The following is a 16,036-nucleotide window of genomic DNA, read 5'->3' on the forward strand; positions in this document are numbered from 1 at the left end:
GCTCCCAGAACACGACCGGCTTGGTGTGCGGGTTGTCCACCCGGAAGATCCGCACGCCATGGCTCATCCAGTGCCGCAGGATCCGGACGGTCTCGGCGACCAGGCCGTCCATGTCGGCGTCGAAGGCGATGGGGTAGATGTCCTGGTACTTCTTGGGCGGGTTCTCGGCGTAGGCGATGGACCCGTCCGGGCGATGGCGGAACCACTCGGGGTGCTTGTGCACCCAGGGGTGGTCGGGGGAGCACTGCAGGGCGAAGTCCAGGGCGACCTCCAGCCCCAGCCTCCCGGCTTCCGCGACGAAGAAGTCGAAGTCCTCGATCGTGCCCAGATCCGGGTGGACGGCGTCGTGGCCGCCCTCGGGGGAACCGATGGCCCAGGGCACGCCGACATCGTCCGGGCCGGCGGTGAGCGTGTTGTTCGGGCCCTTGCGGAACGTCGTGCCGATGGGGTGGACGGGCGGCAGGTAGACGACGTCGAAGCCCATCCCCGCGATCGCCTCCAGCCGGCGGGCGGCCGTACGGAACGTGCCGTGCGGCCGCTCGGTGGTCCCCTCCGAGCGGGGGAAGAACTCGTACCACGAGCCGTACAGGGCACGCTCGCGCTCCACCAGCAGGGGCATCGGATCGGACGCGGTGACCAGCTCCCGCAGCGGATGGCGGGACAACAGCGCCTCCACCTCCGGGTCCAGCGCCGCCTTCAACCGGGCGTGCACGGAGAGGGAGTCGTCACCCAGGGCGTGCGCGGCGGCCAGGACCAGATCGCGCTCCGGGCCCTTCGGCACTCCGGCGGCGGCGCGTTCGTACAGCTCCGCGCCCTCCTCCAGCACCAGACCCGTGTCGATCCCGGCCGGCACCTTCACGGACGCGGTGTGCCGCCAGGTCGCCAGCGGATGGCTCCAGGCCTCCACCCGGAACGTCCAGCGCCCCGTGGAGTCCGGGGTGATCTCGGCACCCCAGAGGTCGCTGCCCGGGGACAGTTCCCGCATCGGTGTCCAGGGGCCGCGGCGGCCCTTGGGATCGCGCAGGACCACGTTGGCACCCACGGCGTCGTGCCCTTCGCGGAACACGGTGGCGGTGACCTCGAAGGTCTCCCCGGCCACCGCCTTCGCCGGGCGCCTGCCGCACTCCACGGCCGGCCGGACGTCGCGTACCGGTACACGGCCGATGGCCGGGGTCCTGCGCATGTATCTCACCTCCGCCGTGCGCGAAGCCGGGCCCCCCGGCCCGGCTTCGCGATCCAAGAGTCGGGCCGGCGAGTGCCGGTCCGAGAGGAACGCCTTGTACGGTGCCAGGTCAGGGGCTTGGCGCCGTGGAACGCCGCTCCGGTGGCGGCGCTCTTCTGGCCGCCCGGCGCGGCTGCGGCCGTCCGTCCTGCTCGCGCAGGTAGGTGACCAGGTTGGTGCGCAGATAGCGCTCGGCCGCGTCCGCCGCTTCGCGGGCGCAGCGTTTGCCCATCAGCACGCACAGCGTGTACCCCGAGTCCTCGAAGGTGGCCCGGACCGTGCGGTCGTGGGGCGAGGCGAGCATGACGCGCTCCCACGCCCGGTAACGCCGCAACTGCCGGGCCACTTCGGCCTTGGCGGGTAGCAGCATGGCCCTCATTCACCTTCCACGCTCTCGACTGGGCGCGTTCCCGACGGTCGGGTGGTGTCCGCGCAGGGGAGGGCACGGCACCGTTACGGCGATCGAGGCTTTCACTTATGGTGCACGGGCGACGACGCAGCGTCTTGTTGGAGGTTCAACCAGCGGGGGTGTCGTCCGCTCCTGTTGCACGAATGGCGTAGTGCCCTCACCGTGGAGATGACTCAGAAGCGATCACCGCTCACGCTGGGTGTCCGGGATCCCTCCCGGACGGGCGAGGGGAGCGAGAGCTTCGCCGGTGAGGAGCAAGCGACGATGAAGACCGCAGTGCCCTGCTACTACCACCTCGACGTGGAAGTCAGCCCGGAACGGGTCGGACAGGTCAGCCGCATCCTGGCCGCCCACCTCCGCTACTGGGACCTCGAGAACCTCGTGGACCCCGTCTGCCGCGGCGCCGAACTGCTGCTGCGGGCGATCGACACGCACGCGACGGACAAGCACACCTCGATCGAGATGTGGTGGAACGGCCAGCACCTCATCACCGCCTTCGGCGACGACGACCCCGATCTGCGCCCGGACCAGGACCTGCGATCCTGCCTGGCGGACATCGCCGCCATGAGCGACGGCTGGGGCTGCTGCGCCTCGGACACCGGCAGCAAGATCATCTGGTTCTCGCAGCGCGCCCGTGCCGGCCAGCGCGTCCCGCTGGTGCCCGTCGCCCCCGCCCCCACGCTGCGGACGGGTCTGAAGGTGCCCCGTGAGGAACCCGTGGCCGTCCTGGCCGCACCGGCGCCCGCCGGTGACGACGCCCTGGAGGGCCGTCGGTGAGCCCCCGCAAGAACCGCAAGGGGGTGCCTGTGTGGAGCGGGCACCCCTACCCGTTGGGCGCCGCCTTCGACGGCCAGGGCACCAACTTCGCCCTGTTCAGCGAGGTCGCCGAGCGTGTCGAGCTGATCCTGGTGGACGACGCCGGCGCGGCGGTCTCCGTCCCGCTGCACGAGGTCGACGGTTTCGTCTGGCACGCCTACCTGCCCGGTGTCGGCCCCGGACAGCGCTACGGCTACCGGGTGCACGGCCCCTGGCAGCCGGCGCTGGGACACCGCTGCAACCCGGCCAAGCTGCTGCTCGATCCGTACGCCCGCGCCGTCGACGGACAGATCGACAACCACGCCTCGCTGTACGAGCGTGCCCCGGACGGGCCCGCTCCGGCGGACAGCGCCGGCCACTCCATGCTGGGCGTGGTCACCGACCCCTTCTTCGACTGGGGCGACGACCGCCCGCCCCGGACGCCGTACGCGGACTCGGTCATCTACGAGGCCCACGTCCGCGGCCTGACCATGGCCCACCCGGACGTCCCCGAACGGCTGCGCGGCACCTACGCCGGCCTCGCGCACCCCGCCGTGACCGAGCACCTCACCTCGCTCGGCGTGACCGCGGTGGAGCTCATGCCGGTGCACCAGTTCGTCCAGGACGGTGTGCTCCAGGACCGCGGCCTGTCCAACTACTGGGGCTACAACACCATCGGCTTCTTCGCCCCGCACAACGCCTACGCCGCCTTCGGCACCCGCGGCCAGCAGGTCAACGAGTTCAAGGCCATGGTGAAGGCGCTGCACGCGGCCGGCCTCGAAGTCATCCTGGACGTGGTCTACAACCACACCGCCGAGGGCAACGAGCGCGGCCCCACGCTGTCCTTCCGCGGCATCGACAACGCCTCCTACTACCGCCTGGTCGACGGCGACTGGGCGCACTACTACGACACCACGGGCACCGGCAACAGCCTGCTGATGCGGCACCCCTACGTGCTCCAGCTGATCATGGACTCGCTGCGGTACTGGGTGACCGAGATGCACGTCGACGGCTTCCGCTTCGACCTCGCGGCCACGCTCGCCCGGCAGTTCCACGAGGTGGACCGGCTCTCGGCGTTCTTCGACCTGATCCAGCAGGACCCGGTGATCAGCCGGGTCAAGCTCATCGCCGAGCCGTGGGACGTGGGCGAGGGCGGCTACCAGGTGGGCAACTTCCCGCCGCTGTGGTCGGAGTGGAACGGCAAGTACCGGGACGCGGTACGGGACTTCTGGCGGGCCGAGCCCGGTTCGCTCGGCGAGTTCGCCTCCCGGCTCACCGGCTCCTCCGACCTGTACCAGCACAGCAGGCGCCGGCCGCGGGCGAGCGTCAACTTCGTCACCGCGCACGACGGTTTCACCCTGCGCGACCTCGTGTCGTACAACGACAAGCACAACGAGGCGAACGGCGAGGACAACCGGGACGGCGAGAGCCACAACCGGTCCTGGAACTGCGGGGTGGAGGGCGAGACCGACGACCCCGCCGTCCTCGAACTCCGCGTCCGCCAGCAGCGCAACCTGCTGGCGACGCTGCTGCTCTCGCAGGGCATCCCGATGCTCTGCCACGGCGACGAACTCGGCCGCACCCAGCGCGGCAACAACAACGCCTACTGCCAGGACAACGAGATCTCCTGGGTGGACTGGGACCTCACCGACGAGCAGCGCTCCCTGGCCGACTTCACCCGGCACCTCATCGCGCTGCGCGCCGCGCACCCGGTGCTGCGCCGGCGCCGCTTCTTCCGCGGCGAGACCCCGACCCGCGCCGGACAGCCGCTGCCCGACCTGATGTGGCTGCGGCCCGACGCCCGTGAGATGACCGCCCGGGACTGGCAGCGCGGCGACGCCCACTCGGTCGCCGTGTTCCTCAACGGCGACGCCATCGCCGAACCCGACCCCTACGGCCGCCGCATGGTCGACGACTCCTTCCTGCTGCTCGTCAACGGCTACTGGGAGCCGGTCGACTTCCGCCTGCCGGACACGTCCTTCGGTGAACGCTGGACCGCCCTGGTCGACACCGCCGACCCCGACGGCATCCCCGACGAACGCGAACACAAGGCGGGCACGCGGCTTCGCGGGGAGGCCCGGAGCCTGGTCCTGCTGTCACGTCCGTCGCGGACGACGTCCCAGGGACGCGGGGAACGGCGGGACCAGCCACGACGGACCTGCCGGTGAGGGCCGTTGAGGGCGGGTGAGCGCCGATGAGGGCCGATGAGTACGGTGGGAACGCCCCCGGCCCGCCCCCTCACCGGCTGCGGGTCAAGGGCTCTGGCGTGCCGTCACCGTGAACTGCGCGCCGTCGGCGTCCCGCAGGATCGCCTCGGTCTCGTCCTCGCGCAGCACGCTGCCGCCGTGCTTCTCCGCCGCGCGGGCGCAGCCGGCCACGTCGGCCACCGTGAAGTGGATCTGCCAGTGCGGCCGGACCGAGGGGTCCGGGGCCGCCTCCACCGCGCCCGAGTCGATGCGCGCCACCACGTCACCCCGGCTGCGCAGCACCACCTCGCCGCCCTCGTACTCGACCTGGCAGCAGCCCGACAGCCCGCTCGCCCAGTCCAGGACCTCGCCGTAGAACAGCGCGGCGTCGAAGGCGTCCCGGGTGTGCAGCCGGACGAAGGTCGGCGCCGCCTGCCGCCACGCCTCCCAGTTGGTGACCAACTCGCCCTGCCAGATCCCGAACGTCGCCCCGTCCCGGTCGGCGAGCAGTGCCGCCCGGCCCGGCGGGAAGGACAGTGGTCCGACCGCCGCCGTACCGCCGCGCTCCCGCACCCGGGCCACGGCCACGTCCGCGTCCGGCACGGCGAAGTACGGCGTCCAGGCCACCGCCATCTGCCACATCGAGGCGACCGCGGCGATCCCGGCCACCGGTACCCCGTTCGCCAGCGCGATCCGGAAGTGCTCGCCGAGCTTGACGCCGCGCCAGCGCCAGCCGAGCACGGCCCCGTAGAAGTCCTGGGTGGCCTCGAGATCGCGACTGGTCAGGCTCACCCAGCACGGCGCGCCGAACACGGAACGGGTCGAGACGACGTCTTTGCGGCGCGGTACGCCGACGGGGGTGTCGTGGTTCATGGCAGTCGCGTCCTGGTCTCGGGGCCGGGCGGTCACCGGTCTGCACCAGTGTCCGGCCGGAGCGGGGTGGGCTGCCTCCCGAATACCCCGGGTGGCGGGGGTCCAGGCCCCTGCCACCATGGAGGGATGGGAGAGAGTGAGCCGGAGCGGATCGCCGCGCTGCAGGCCGAGGTCGACCAGATGAAGGAGGCCATGGCCTCCCACGCGGTCATCGACCAGGCGATCGGGATGATGGTCGCCCTCGGCCGGATCGCCCCGGACGAGGGGTGGCAGGTGCTGAGGGACGTCTCCCAGCACACCAACATCAAGCTGCGCCACATCGCGGAGCTGATCCTGATCTGGGGGCGGCGCGGCGACATCCCCGACGGGATCCGCGCCGCCCTGGAGGACGCCCTGGACCGGTACGGCCCCACGCAGGTCCCGGGGACCGAGGAGAAGTGAGCGGAGGGCCGGGCGGAGGCGGCTTTCAGCGGACCTCCGCGAGCAGTTCCTCGCGCAGCCGGTCGAAGCAGCCGCTGAGCAGCCGGGAGACGTGCATCTGGGAGATGCCGAGCTGCTGGGCGATCCGGCTCTGTGTCATACCGCGGAAGAAGCGCAGGTAGAGGATGGTGCGTTCGCGTTCGGGCAGGGCCGCGAGGCAGGGCTTGACCGCGGCGCGGTCCACGACGAGGTCGTAGCCCGGGTCGGGGCCGCCCAGGGAGTCGCCGAGGGCGTAGCCGTCCGTGCCGGCCACCTCGGCGTCCAGGGACAGCGCGGAGAAGCACTCCAGCGCCTCCATCCCGGTGCGCACCTCGTCCTCGCTGAGCCGGGTGTGCGCGGCGATCTCGGCGATGGTGGGCGCCCGGCCCGGTGTGGTCTGCGCCAGCTCCTTGACGGCGGCGCGGACCCGGTTGCGCAGGTCCTGCACGCGGCGCGGCACGTGCAGGGTCCACATGTGGTCGCGGAAGTGGCGCTTGATCTCGCCGGTGATGGTGGGCACCGCGTACGCCTCGAAGGCGCGGCCGCGGGCGGGATCGTAGTGGTCGACCGCCTTGACCAGGCCGAGTGCGGCCACCTGGTACAGGTCCTCCAGGGCCTCGCCACGGCCGCGGAACCGTACGGCGATCCGCTCGGCCATGGGCAGCCACAACTGGATCAGCTCATCCCTGAGCGCCAGCCGCTCGGGACCCTCGGGGAGCCGCGAGAGCCGCTCGAAGGAGTCCGTGGTGTCGGGGGCGTCGTCATGGGGATGGGGTTTCGTGCTGCCAGTGACACGCATTGCGCGCACCTCTCTCAGCAGGTGCTGGATGGACAGACACCGTGGGAGGTGCGCTCGGACCATGGAAGGCACATCGGGGTGTCCGGCGGAACCGGCTCCCACGGACGTGCCTCCTGTCCGAAGCACTGGTCTGCCCATTCCCGCCGACGGGCATATTTAAACAAATGGGGCAAACATGCCCTCTCGGGTGGGCTCCGGGAGAGGGGCGCGGGCTACGGCTCCCGGGAGCAGCTGATCTTGTCGCGGACGTGATGTGCCACACGCACGCGCGGACGGCCGGCAGGCGTGGACGACGAGTTCTTCCTGGGCAGCGCTTGATCACCGATCAAAGGGGGTGAACACCCCGACCACAGCGCATTCTGCTCATTTGACAGTGCGATCGGCCCGCGGATAGACAGCAGCTCTCGAAGGTCGAGAGGGGCACTGTGTACGAGCCGAACGTGGTCGGGGACTGGCACGAGTACGAGGAGCATGCCGGTCTGCGGGTCCGCGTCCACCGCCTGGAGCCGGCCGAGCCGCCGCGCGGACGGGACGACGCCGCCGCCGGGCTGACGTACTTCAGTGTCCGCGCGACCGTGGAGAACCGGGGCGCGCGGCACTACGGCATCCATCTGGAGGACGGCCAGATCGACGTCCGGGTCGGCCCGGACGGCGAGGGCGCCTTCATCGACTGGCGCAACTCCCAGTTCATCGAGGGCTTCGACGTCTACCCGCTGCGCCGGGTCACCGCCGTCCTGTACGCCGCCGCGCCCGAGGCCGCCCTCACCCATGTGGACGTACAGGTGCAGCTGCGGGTGGACGACGAGTGGACCGGCCGCCGACTGTGGACGGGCGGCATCGGTGTCCTGGAGCCGGCCCCGGCGGCCGCTCCCGCGGCCACCGGGCAGGGCGACCTGGCCCACCAGGTCAGCGCCTTCCTGAGGGACCAGACGGAGCCCGGTTCCGCCTGAGGTGCTCCGGCGGCTCGGTGCGGGGTGCACTGTGCGTGCCCCGGCGGCTCAGTGCGGGATGCCGTCGATGATCTCGCGCGCCCCCTGCCGGAGCAGCGCCACCGCGACCGAGGTGCCGAGCGTGGCCGGATCGAGCCGGCCCGCCCACTCGTGGGCGTTCAGCCGGGTCTTGCCGTCCGGGGTGAAGACACAGGCCCGCAGGGAGAGTTCGCCGCTGCGGTCCACGCGCGCGTACCCGGCGATGGGGCTGTTGCAGTGGCCCTGCAGCACGTGCAGGAACATCCGCTCGGCCGCCGCCTCCCGATGGGTGGCCGGGTCGCCGAGCCCGCTGACCGCGTCGATCAGGTCGCTGTCGTCCTCCCGGCACTGCAGGGCGAGGATGCCCGCGCCGATCGGCGGCATCATCGTCTCCGGTGACAGCACCTCGCTGATGACATCGGTACGGCCGATGCGCTCCAGGCCGGACACCGCCAGCAGCAGCGCGTCCGCCTCGCCGGCGGCCAGCTTCTCCAGCCGGCGGTTGGCGTTGCCGCGGAACGGCACGCAGTCCAGGTGCGGGTGGGTGGCGGCCAGTTGGGCGATCCGGCGCACCGAGGAGGTGCCGATCCGGGTGCCCGCCGGCAGCTCGTCCAGGGTGAGTCCGCCCGGGTGCACCAGCGCGTCCCGGATGTCGTCCCGCTTCAGGAACGCGGCGAACACGGTCCCGGCCGGCAGCGGCCGGTCGGCGGGCACGTCCTTGACGCAGTGCACCGCGAGATCCGCCTCCCCGGCCAGCAGAGCGGCGTCCACCTCCTTGGTGAACGCCCCCTTGCCCTCGACCTGGGACAGATCGCCGAGCCACTTGTCGCCGGTGGTCTTCACGGGGACGACCTCGGTGCGCACGCCCGGGTGCAGCACCGCCAGCTCGGCGCGGACCCGCTCGACCTGGGCCAGGGCCATGGGCGAGTCGCGGGAGACGATTCGGATCAGTTCGGGAACCGGCATGCGCACACGATAGACCCCCACGCCTCACCCGTAGCCCTCGGGCAGGTCCGCCGCCGACTCCTCCGGGCCGAGATCGGGGCGCAGCCGCAGCCAGGAGGGCTGGCGCAGCATGCCGTTGCGGGTACGGGTGCTGTAGCTGACCTCGCCCACCAGCCGGGGCAGCACCCAGCGGGCGCCGGGGACGCGCGGCACGGGGTCGAAGGGGCACTGGTCGCTCGCCGCGTCCCGCAGCAGCTCCGCCAGCCGGGTGCGCTCGGCCTCGCTCCAGCCGGTGCCCACCCCGCCGACGTACCGCAGCCGGCCCCGGGGATCACGTTGGCCGGCCAGGACCGCGCCGGGCAGTCCGGTCAGCCGCCCCTTGCCGGGCAGCCAGCCGCCGACGATCACGTCCTCGGCCCGCATGTTGCGGATCTTGATCCAGGCGCGCGAGCGCACCCCGGGCTCGTACACCGAGTCCAGCCGCTTGCACACGAGGCCCTCCAGTCCGTGCTCCTGGGTGGCGCGCAGCGCCTCGGCGCCGTGCCCGGTCACGGCGGCCGGCGTCGACCAGTACGGCCCGGCCAGCCCCAGCTCCTCCAGCCGCGCCCGCCGGCGGACGTACGGCAGCCGCAGCAGTGGTTCGGTCAGGTACGGCACGTCGAAGAGGACCAGGTGCACCGGCACCTGGGCGGCCCGGCGCGCCGCCAGCGCGGGGGCGTGGGCGAGGCCCATCCGGCTCTGCAGCAGCTGGAAGTCCGCGCGCCCGTGCTCGTCCGGGGCCAGCACCTCGCCGTCCAGTACGGCGGGCGTGGCCCCCAGAGCCCCGCCGAGCGGCGCCAGTTCGGGATAGGCCGCGGTGATGTCGTCGCCCGAGCGGGCGCGCAGCAGCACACTGCCGTCACCGGGCAGGTACACCATCACCCGCTGGCCGTCCTGCTTGGTCTCGTAGGCCCACCGCGCGTCCTGGGCGGCCGGCGGCAGGGTGCCGGGCGTCGCGAGCATCGGAGGGACGAACGGCAGGGTCACGGCGGTCACGGCAGAAGGTCTCGACCGGGCCCGGCGCCCGCACGCGCCTTTCGGCGCGGGTTCCCCTGAACGGGCCCACCGGGCCCGGGACCCCGGGCCCGGCCCCCGTTGAGGCCTGGCGCGGGGCCGGGCACACCGACTGGGCCTGGGCCGGTGCGGGCGTCCGGACTCCGCTCAGCCGACCCGTGCGGCCGACAGCGCGGGGGCCGAGGGCGCGGGGGCGGGCCGTCCGGGCCGGGGCCGCCGCACCCGGGTGCCGGGGCCGGGTGAGCGGTGTCAGGGGGTGCGCGGGGGTCTGATCCAGCCCAGAGAGCGTTCGACGGCCCGCTGCCAGTTCTCGTACTCCGTCTCCCGGTGTTCGGGGTCCATCGCGGGGAGCCACTGGGCGGCCCGGTGCCAGTTGCGGCGGAGGACCTCCAGGCCGGGCCAGTAGCCGGCGGCGAGACCGGCCGCGTAGGCCGCGCCGAGGGAGACCGTCTCGGCGACCATGGGGCGGACCACGGGCACGCCGAGGACGTCGGCCACGAACTGCATCAGGAGGTTGTCCGCGGTCATGCCGCCGTCCACCTTGAGCTGCTGGAGGGGCACGGACGAGTCGGCGTTCATGGCGTCGACGACCTCCCGGGTCTGCCAGCCGGTGGCCTCCAGGACGGCACGCGCCAGGTGCCCCTTGGTGATGTACGAGGTGAGGCCGACGATCACCCCGCGCGCGTCGCTGCGCCAGCGCGGGGCGAACAGGCCGGAGAAGGCGGGCACGATGTAACAGCCGCCGTTGTCCTCCACCGTGCGCGCCAGGGTCTCGATCTCCGGGGCGCTGCTGATCAGGCCCAGGCGGTCGCGGAACCACTGGACGAGGGCGCCGGTGACGGCGATCGACCCCTCCAGGGCGTAGACCGGCGGCCGGTCCCCGATCTGGTAGGCGACCGTCGTGAGGAGCCCGTGCCGGGACCGTACGAGGTCGCCGCCGGTGTTGAGCAGCAGGAAGCTGCCCGTGCCGTACGTGCACTTGGCCTCGCCGGGGGAGAAGCAGGTCTGCCCGAACAGCGCGGCCTGCTGGTCACCGAGCGCGGCCGTGATGGAGACGCCGGGCAGCAGCGCGCGGGCCTCGCCGTAGGTCTCGGCGGACGATCTGATCTCCGGCAGCATCGAGCGCGGCACCCCGAAGAAGTCCAGCAGCTCGTCGTCCCAGGTGAGCGTGCGGATGTTCATCAGCATCGTACGGCTGGCGTTGGTCGCGTCCGTGATGTGCAGGCCGCCGTCGGCACCCCCGGTGAGGTTCCAGATCAGCCAGCTCTCCATCGTCCCGAACAGCACCTCGCCGTCCTTCGCGCGCTGCTCGACGCCCTTGACGTGGTCGAACAGCCACCGGATCCGCAGCGCCGAGAAGTACGTCGAGGGCGGCAGGGCGCACCGGTCCAGGAAGAACGCCTCGCCGGGACGCACGCGCAGCTCCTCCACGAGCGGTGCCGTGCGGGTGTCCTGCCAGACGATCGCCCGGCCCACCGGGGCCCCGGTCCGCCGGTCCCACAGCACCGTGGTCTCCCGCTGGTTGGCCAGCCCGATCGCGGCGACCTGCTCCTGGCCGGCACCGGCGTCGGACAGCGCCTCGGGCACGACGCGCCGCAGGTTCTGCCAGATCTCGACGGCGTCGTGCTCGACCCAGCCCGGCCGGGGGAAGTGCTGCTGGTGCTCCTTCTGCGCGACCGAGACCAGCCGCCCCCGGTGGTCGAACAGGATGCAGCGGGTCGAGTTGGTGCCCTGATCGATGGACATCACATACCGTTCCACCATGATCGGGTCTGCCTTCCGACGGGTCGAGGGGCGGCTGTCCTGGCCTACCAGCGGGCGGCTCCCAGGTCTCGGGAGATCGCCCGCGCGGCTTCCCGGATCAGACTGATCAGATGGGGGCGGGGACGGCCCTGGCCCTCGCAGATCCGCTCGACGGGCCCGGACAGCCCGACGGCACCGACGACGAGGCCGCCGTGCCCCCGGATCGGTGCGGCCAGCCCGGCCTCGCCCATGCTCATCTCCTGGACCTCAGCGGCCCAGCCGACCTCCCTGACCTCGGTGAGCGCCCGGGCGAGCCGCTCGGGGTCGACCAGGGTGTGCCGGGTGTACGCCTCGAGACCCGGCTCGGCGTCCGGTTCGACCGTCGCCGTCCCGAAGGCCAGCAGGACCTTGCCGAGCGAGGAGGCGTGCAGCGGCAGCAGGGAGCCCACGTCCAGCGTCTGGAAGGTGTCGTCCGGCCGGAACACGTGGTGGACGATGAGCACCCTGCCCTCCAGCGGGGTGCCGAGGCGCACCGCCTCGCCGCTGCGGGCGGCCAGTGCGTCGGCCCAGTTGAGGGAGCGCGAGCGCAGCTCGTTGACGTCGAGATAGCTGGTGCCCAGGTGCAGCAGGGCGGCGCCGAGCTGGTACTTGCCGGTCGCCGCGTCCTGCTCCACGAAGTCCACGTGCTGCAGCGTGCGCAGGATGCCGTGGGCGGTGCCTTTTGCCAGGCCGAGCGACGCCGCGACCTCGCCGAGCCCGAGTCGGCGGGGCCCACCGGCGAGCAGGCGGAGGATCGCCGCCGCCCGCTCGATCGACTGGACCGGACCGGCCATGAGGCGAGCCTATTACCGCGGCGGACGCTTCGCCCCGCGGGCGGGACGACGCCTGCGCGCCCCGGACGTTCGGTAATGCCGACCGCCGTTCATTGACCAGACCGATTTGTCTCCATAGCGTGCATGAGAGCCCGCAACGGCGCCCTGAGTGAGCGACCCGCCGGGCAGCACAGACCATCGGGAGAGAACATGGCGGCACAGCTCAACACGCTGATCCGGGCGGCACGCGACCACGTGTGTCCGGTGCCGCCCGTCGCCGGCGCGGTCTCGGCCGTACGCCGACGGGTGGCGGCCGTCCTCGCGGACTGGAGGGTGTGTCCCGCGATCGTCGAGGACGCGCTGCTCGTGGTGTCGGAGCTGGCCACCAACGCGATCATCCACGCCCGGCCGCCGGCCGAGCTGCGGGTGTCGTGGACCGGCGGCGAGGGCGACGGGGTGCTGCGGGTCGAGGTGACCGACGCGGGAGCCGCGCGACCGGCGGGTCAGCCGCTCAGCGGCATCGACCCGGACGAGCACGGACGGGGCGAGTCGATCGTCCACGCCCTGGCGGCCCGTCACGGCATACGGCTCCACTCCGGCGGGGTCACCCGCTGGGCGGAGCTGGCCGCGGCCTGAAGCGCGCTCCCGGTGCCCGGCGGCGCGCAGACGGCCTCCTCCGCGGTCTTCCGCCCGGCCTCCGCCGCGGGCTTCCGCCGGAGCAGGAGCAGCGCGGCGTCGTCGTGCAGCCGGCCGCCCACATGCGCCAGCAGCTCGTCATGGAGCGCGGTGAGCGTGCGGGCCGGCTCCTCGCCCGCATGCCGGGCCACACCGTCGGCCAGCGGATAGAACTCCCGCGCGGCGTTGCGGGCCTCGGTGACCCCGTCGGTGTACAGCAGCAGCTGGTCGCCCGTCCCGAAGGGCAGGCGCTGCAGACGCGGAGCCTGACCCGACAGGGCGCGCAGGCCGAGGGGCGGCGCGGGACGGGCGGTCTCCACCGCCCCGATCTCCCCGGACGCCGATATCAGCAGCGGCGGCGCGTGTCCGCAGTTCACCATCTCCAGGTGCCCCGGTCGGGGGCAGCCGGCGACCACGGCGGTGACGAAGTCGTCCGGCTCCAGGTTGCGGGCCAGGCTCCGCTCGATCCGGCCGACGACGGAGAGCAGGTCGGGCTCGTCGTGGGCGGCCTCGCGGAACACCCCGAGCACGAGCGCGGCGGTCCCGACGGCGGGCAGCCCCTTGCCGCGTACGTCGCCGACGATCAGCCGGACACCGTGCGGGGTGGACACCAGGGCGTACAGGTCGCCGCCGATGCGGGCCTCGGCCGCCGCGGCGCTGTAGCGGACGGCCACCTGGAACGGGCCGACGGTCTCCGGGACGGGCTGGAGCAGGGCCTGCTGGGCGGCCTCGGCGACCGAGCGGACGGCCGCGAGGACCCGTTCCCGGCGGCCGCGCAGCGCACTGGCCAGCCCGCTCGCCGCGGTGACCGCCAGCAGGGCGGACTGGACGGCCGCAAGGTCGTGGGCGGGAGCCCCGTGCGCGACACCCAGCGCCGCGCCCGTCGCCGCGGCGAGGAGACCGGCGCCGAGGACACCGAGTGGACCGTTGGTGGTGGCCGCCAGCGCGGGGCCGGCCGCCAGCAGCGGCAGCCAGACCATCCCCGCGCCTCCGGCCACGTCGGCCAGGACGACGGCGGCGACGACCAGCACCGGCAGTACGTGCGTGCACGCGGCCGGCTGCCCGCCCAGCCGTCGGCGGACCGGCCCGCAGGCCTCCGCCACACGGTTCCTGCGCAGCCGTGTGGGTGCGGGGTCGCCACCAGTGTGTCGGGCCTCGCTCATGATCTCGTCCGCAGTCCTCGTGTGTAGGGGATGCACACCCGGAATGTCCGTTTCATCAAGCAAACGGGCCGGGACGGGCACCCACAAGGAGCGGGTTTTCAGATAGTGAGCGAGAGGCTCCGGGTGATGCGGCTCGCGACAGGGAGCAGACGGGCCCGTATCTCCTGGATGCGGTCCCGGCGCTCCACCGGCAGGGAGACGCCCAGGGAGCCGACGGTGTCCCCGCGGTAGACGGGCACCGCCACGCACACGGTGCCGAGTGAGTACTCCTCCAGGTCCGTGACGGCCGGGGCCAGCGGGGGCGACTCGATCCTGCGGAGCAGCTCCGGAACGCTGGTGATCGTCCGGGGTGTGAGATCGGCGAGGTGGTGCCGGGAGAGGTAGTCCCGGCGGGCGTCCGATTCCAGCTCCCGCAGCACGGTCTTGCCCAGAGCGGTCGCGTGTCCGGCGTCCTCGAACCCCACCCAGAGGTCCACCCGCGGGGTGCGCGGGCTGTCGACGATCTCGGCGACCCTGATCTCGCCTTCCTCGTAGAACGTGAGGTACGCGGCGCTGGACAGCTCGTCGCGCAGGGCGTTCAGCGTCGGGCGCACCCGGCTGAGCAGCGTCTGGGTGGCGCCCGCGGTGTGCAGGGACTTCAGCCTGTCGCCCAGGACGAAGCCGCCGTCGTCCAGTTTCCGCACGTAGCCGTCGTGGACCAGGGTGCGCAGCAGGTGGTAGGCGGTGGCCAGGGGCAACCCGGTCTCCCGTGCCAGCTGTTTCGCCGGCGCGCCGTTCTCGTGCTCGCTCACCGCCTCCAGCAACCGGAACGCCCGCTGCACGGAGGTGATGAGGGTGGGCCCGTCCAGAGCACCCATAGCCCCAGGTTGCCCTCGGCACCTGGCAGGGGCAAGGCCGGGCTCGCCCCGGGCGCCGGCCACCCCCTCGTCGGCACCGCGCCGGCCACCCCCGACCGCACCGCGCGGGCCTGTCCCCACCACCCGGACCCGTCCCCACCACCCGGACCCGTCCCCACCGCCCCGGCCCGTCACCGCCGCGTGGCGATGCTCGCCGCGTTGGCCGTCACCACCGCCGTGATGCCCGCCCACTCCCCGGGACCCAGGCTCTGGCCGAGGACGGCCCAGCCGGCCAGGGCCGCGAGGACCGGGTTGACGCTCATGAAGAGGCCGAACGTCTGCGCCGGGACGTGGCGCAGGGTCAGGAGGTCGGTCAGGTAGGGCACGGCCGACGAGAGGACGCCGGCTGCCACCGCGCACAGCAGGGCGGCGGCCGTCGGCGGGTGCGCGGTGACCACGGCCGCGCCGACGGGGAGGAAGGCCAGCGCGGACACCGCCGAGGCCGCCGCCGCGCCCTGTGCCCCGGGGACGCGCCGCCCGACGACCCGGTTGAGCAGGATGTACGACGCCCAGCAGCCCGCGGCGACCAGGCCCAGCGCCATCCCGGCGTAGTCGGCGGACGGGCGCGGACGCATCAGCACCACGACTCCGGCCCCGGCCAGCAGCGCGCACCCCGCGTCCAGCCGCCGCCGGGACCCGGCCAGCGCGATCGTCAGCGGCCCGAGGAACTCCAGTGTCACGGCGAGCCCCAGACCGATCCGGTCGACGGCGCTGTACAGGCTGAGGTTCATGGTGCCGAAGACCCCGCCGAGCAGCAGCACCGGCCACCACTGCCGCCAGGTGAAGCCGCGCAGCCGGGGACGGGCGACGGCGAGCAGGACGAGCGCGGCGACATACTGCCGTACCGCCACCACGCCGACCGGCCCGAGAACGGGGAAGGCCAGCGCGCCGACGGCGGCGCCGGTCTGGTTGGACAGCCCGCTGCCGGCCATGGCGGCCACTCCGGCCGGCCGCCGGGACCGCGGAGTCGCCCCCCTGGTCGCAGGTGTGGTCAAGGACCCGGCCGTGCCCGGGTGTTCGAGTGCGCGTCGCATGTCC

General features: G+C 73.0%; 16 protein-coding genes. 5 read left to right on the top strand and 11 right to left on the bottom strand.

The genetic code is table 11. The features are described from left to right. Positions 1-1,183 (bottom strand): maltotransferase domain-containing protein (locus tag IEZ20_RS06650; protein ID WP_189295411.1); only part of this gene is annotated, 1,183 nt, incomplete at its 3' end. 109 nt (positions 1,184-1,292) lie between these two features. After that, positions 1,293-1,592 (bottom strand): DUF5133 domain-containing protein, encoded by a 300-nt coding sequence (locus IEZ20_RS06655; protein WP_030641557.1) that lies wholly within the window; start codon positions 1,590-1,592, stop codon positions 1,293-1,295. 303 nt (positions 1,593-1,895) lie between these two features. Here IEZ20_RS06655 and IEZ20_RS06660 point away from each other — a divergent pair, with 303 nt between their 5' ends. Together IEZ20_RS06660 and glgX are read left to right on the top strand one after the other, a co-directional pair. Further along, a complete protein-coding gene (locus tag IEZ20_RS06660; RefSeq protein ID WP_189295412.1) occupies positions 1,896-2,408 on the top strand; it encodes a pep a2 in 513 nt (170 codons plus the stop codon). A gap of 23 nt (positions 2,409-2,431) precedes the next feature. Next, positions 2,432-4,594, top strand: coding sequence for a glycogen debranching protein GlgX (glgX, locus tag IEZ20_RS06665; protein ID WP_189296177.1), 2,163 nt, complete (start codon positions 2,432-2,434; stop codon positions 4,592-4,594). Between the two features lie 84 nt (positions 4,595-4,678). Here the strand turns inward: glgX and IEZ20_RS06670 are convergent, their stop codons facing one another. After that, complete coding sequence (locus IEZ20_RS06670) at positions 4,679-5,485, bottom strand: VOC family protein (RefSeq protein ID WP_189295414.1); 807 nt, start codon at positions 5,483-5,485, stop codon at positions 4,679-4,681. A 126-nt stretch (positions 5,486-5,611) separates the two neighbouring features. On the opposite strand from IEZ20_RS06670, the gene IEZ20_RS06675 reads away from it, so the two are divergent. Next, entirely contained in the window at positions 5,612-5,926 is a 315-nt protein-coding gene (locus IEZ20_RS06675) for an ANTAR domain-containing protein (RefSeq protein WP_189295416.1), read from the top strand. 25 nt (positions 5,927-5,951) lie between these two features. On the opposite strand, the gene IEZ20_RS06680 is transcribed toward IEZ20_RS06675, so the two are convergent. After that, complete coding sequence (locus tag IEZ20_RS06680) at positions 5,952-6,743, bottom strand: RNA polymerase sigma factor SigF (RefSeq protein WP_189295418.1); 792 nt, start codon at positions 6,741-6,743, stop codon at positions 5,952-5,954. 425 nt (positions 6,744-7,168) lie between these two features. Here IEZ20_RS06680 and IEZ20_RS06685 point away from each other — a divergent pair, with 425 nt between their 5' ends. Then, entirely contained in the window at positions 7,169-7,693 is a 525-nt protein-coding gene (locus tag IEZ20_RS06685; RefSeq protein WP_189295420.1) for a hypothetical protein, read from the top strand. Between the two features lie 48 nt (positions 7,694-7,741). Here the strand turns inward: IEZ20_RS06685 and hemC are convergent, their stop codons facing one another. From hemC to IEZ20_RS06705, 4 genes are all read right to left on the bottom strand, one after another. Next, positions 7,742-8,683, bottom strand: coding sequence for a hydroxymethylbilane synthase (gene hemC / locus IEZ20_RS06690; RefSeq protein WP_189296179.1), 942 nt, complete (start codon positions 8,681-8,683; stop codon positions 7,742-7,744). A gap of 18 nt (positions 8,684-8,701) precedes the next feature. Next, on the bottom strand, positions 8,702-9,682 hold the full coding sequence (locus IEZ20_RS06695) for an ATP-dependent DNA ligase (protein ID WP_189296181.1): 981 nt from the start codon (positions 9,680-9,682) through the stop codon (positions 8,702-8,704). Between the two features lie 276 nt (positions 9,683-9,958). Next, complete coding sequence (gene glpK / locus IEZ20_RS06700) at positions 9,959-11,473, bottom strand: glycerol kinase GlpK (protein WP_189295421.1); 1,515 nt, start codon at positions 11,471-11,473, stop codon at positions 9,959-9,961. Between the two features lie 44 nt (positions 11,474-11,517). Further along, on the bottom strand, positions 11,518-12,285 hold the full coding sequence (locus IEZ20_RS06705) for an IclR family transcriptional regulator (RefSeq protein ID WP_189295423.1): 768 nt from the start codon (positions 12,283-12,285) through the stop codon (positions 11,518-11,520). 189 nt (positions 12,286-12,474) lie between these two features. Between IEZ20_RS06705 and IEZ20_RS06710 the strand changes: the two genes are divergently transcribed. Beyond that, a complete protein-coding gene (locus tag IEZ20_RS06710; RefSeq protein WP_189295425.1) occupies positions 12,475-12,900 on the top strand; it encodes an ATP-binding protein in 426 nt (141 codons plus the stop codon). Here the strand turns inward: IEZ20_RS06710 and IEZ20_RS06715 are convergent. The 3 genes from IEZ20_RS06715 to IEZ20_RS06725 form a co-directional block, all read right to left on the bottom strand. Then, positions 12,840-14,102 (bottom strand): PP2C family protein-serine/threonine phosphatase, encoded by a 1,263-nt coding sequence (locus IEZ20_RS06715; RefSeq protein ID WP_189295427.1) that lies wholly within the window; start codon positions 14,100-14,102, stop codon positions 12,840-12,842. The genes IEZ20_RS06710 and IEZ20_RS06715 overlap by 61 nt on opposite strands. 98 nt (positions 14,103-14,200) lie before the next feature. Beyond that, positions 14,201-14,959: an IclR family transcriptional regulator gene (locus tag IEZ20_RS06720; protein ID WP_189295429.1), complete on the bottom strand. Its 759-nt coding sequence runs from the start codon at positions 14,957-14,959 to the stop codon at positions 14,201-14,203. A 170-nt stretch (positions 14,960-15,129) separates the two neighbouring features. Next, on the bottom strand, positions 15,130-16,032 hold the full coding sequence (locus IEZ20_RS06725) for an EamA family transporter (RefSeq protein WP_189295431.1): 903 nt from the start codon (positions 16,030-16,032) through the stop codon (positions 15,130-15,132). Positions 16,033-16,036 lie beyond the last annotated feature (4 nt).

This window comes from Streptomyces cinerochromogenes, from assembly GCF_014648635.1.
In the GTDB taxonomy this organism is placed as follows: Bacteria; Actinomycetota; Actinomycetes; order Streptomycetales; family Streptomycetaceae; genus Streptomyces; species Streptomyces cinerochromogenes.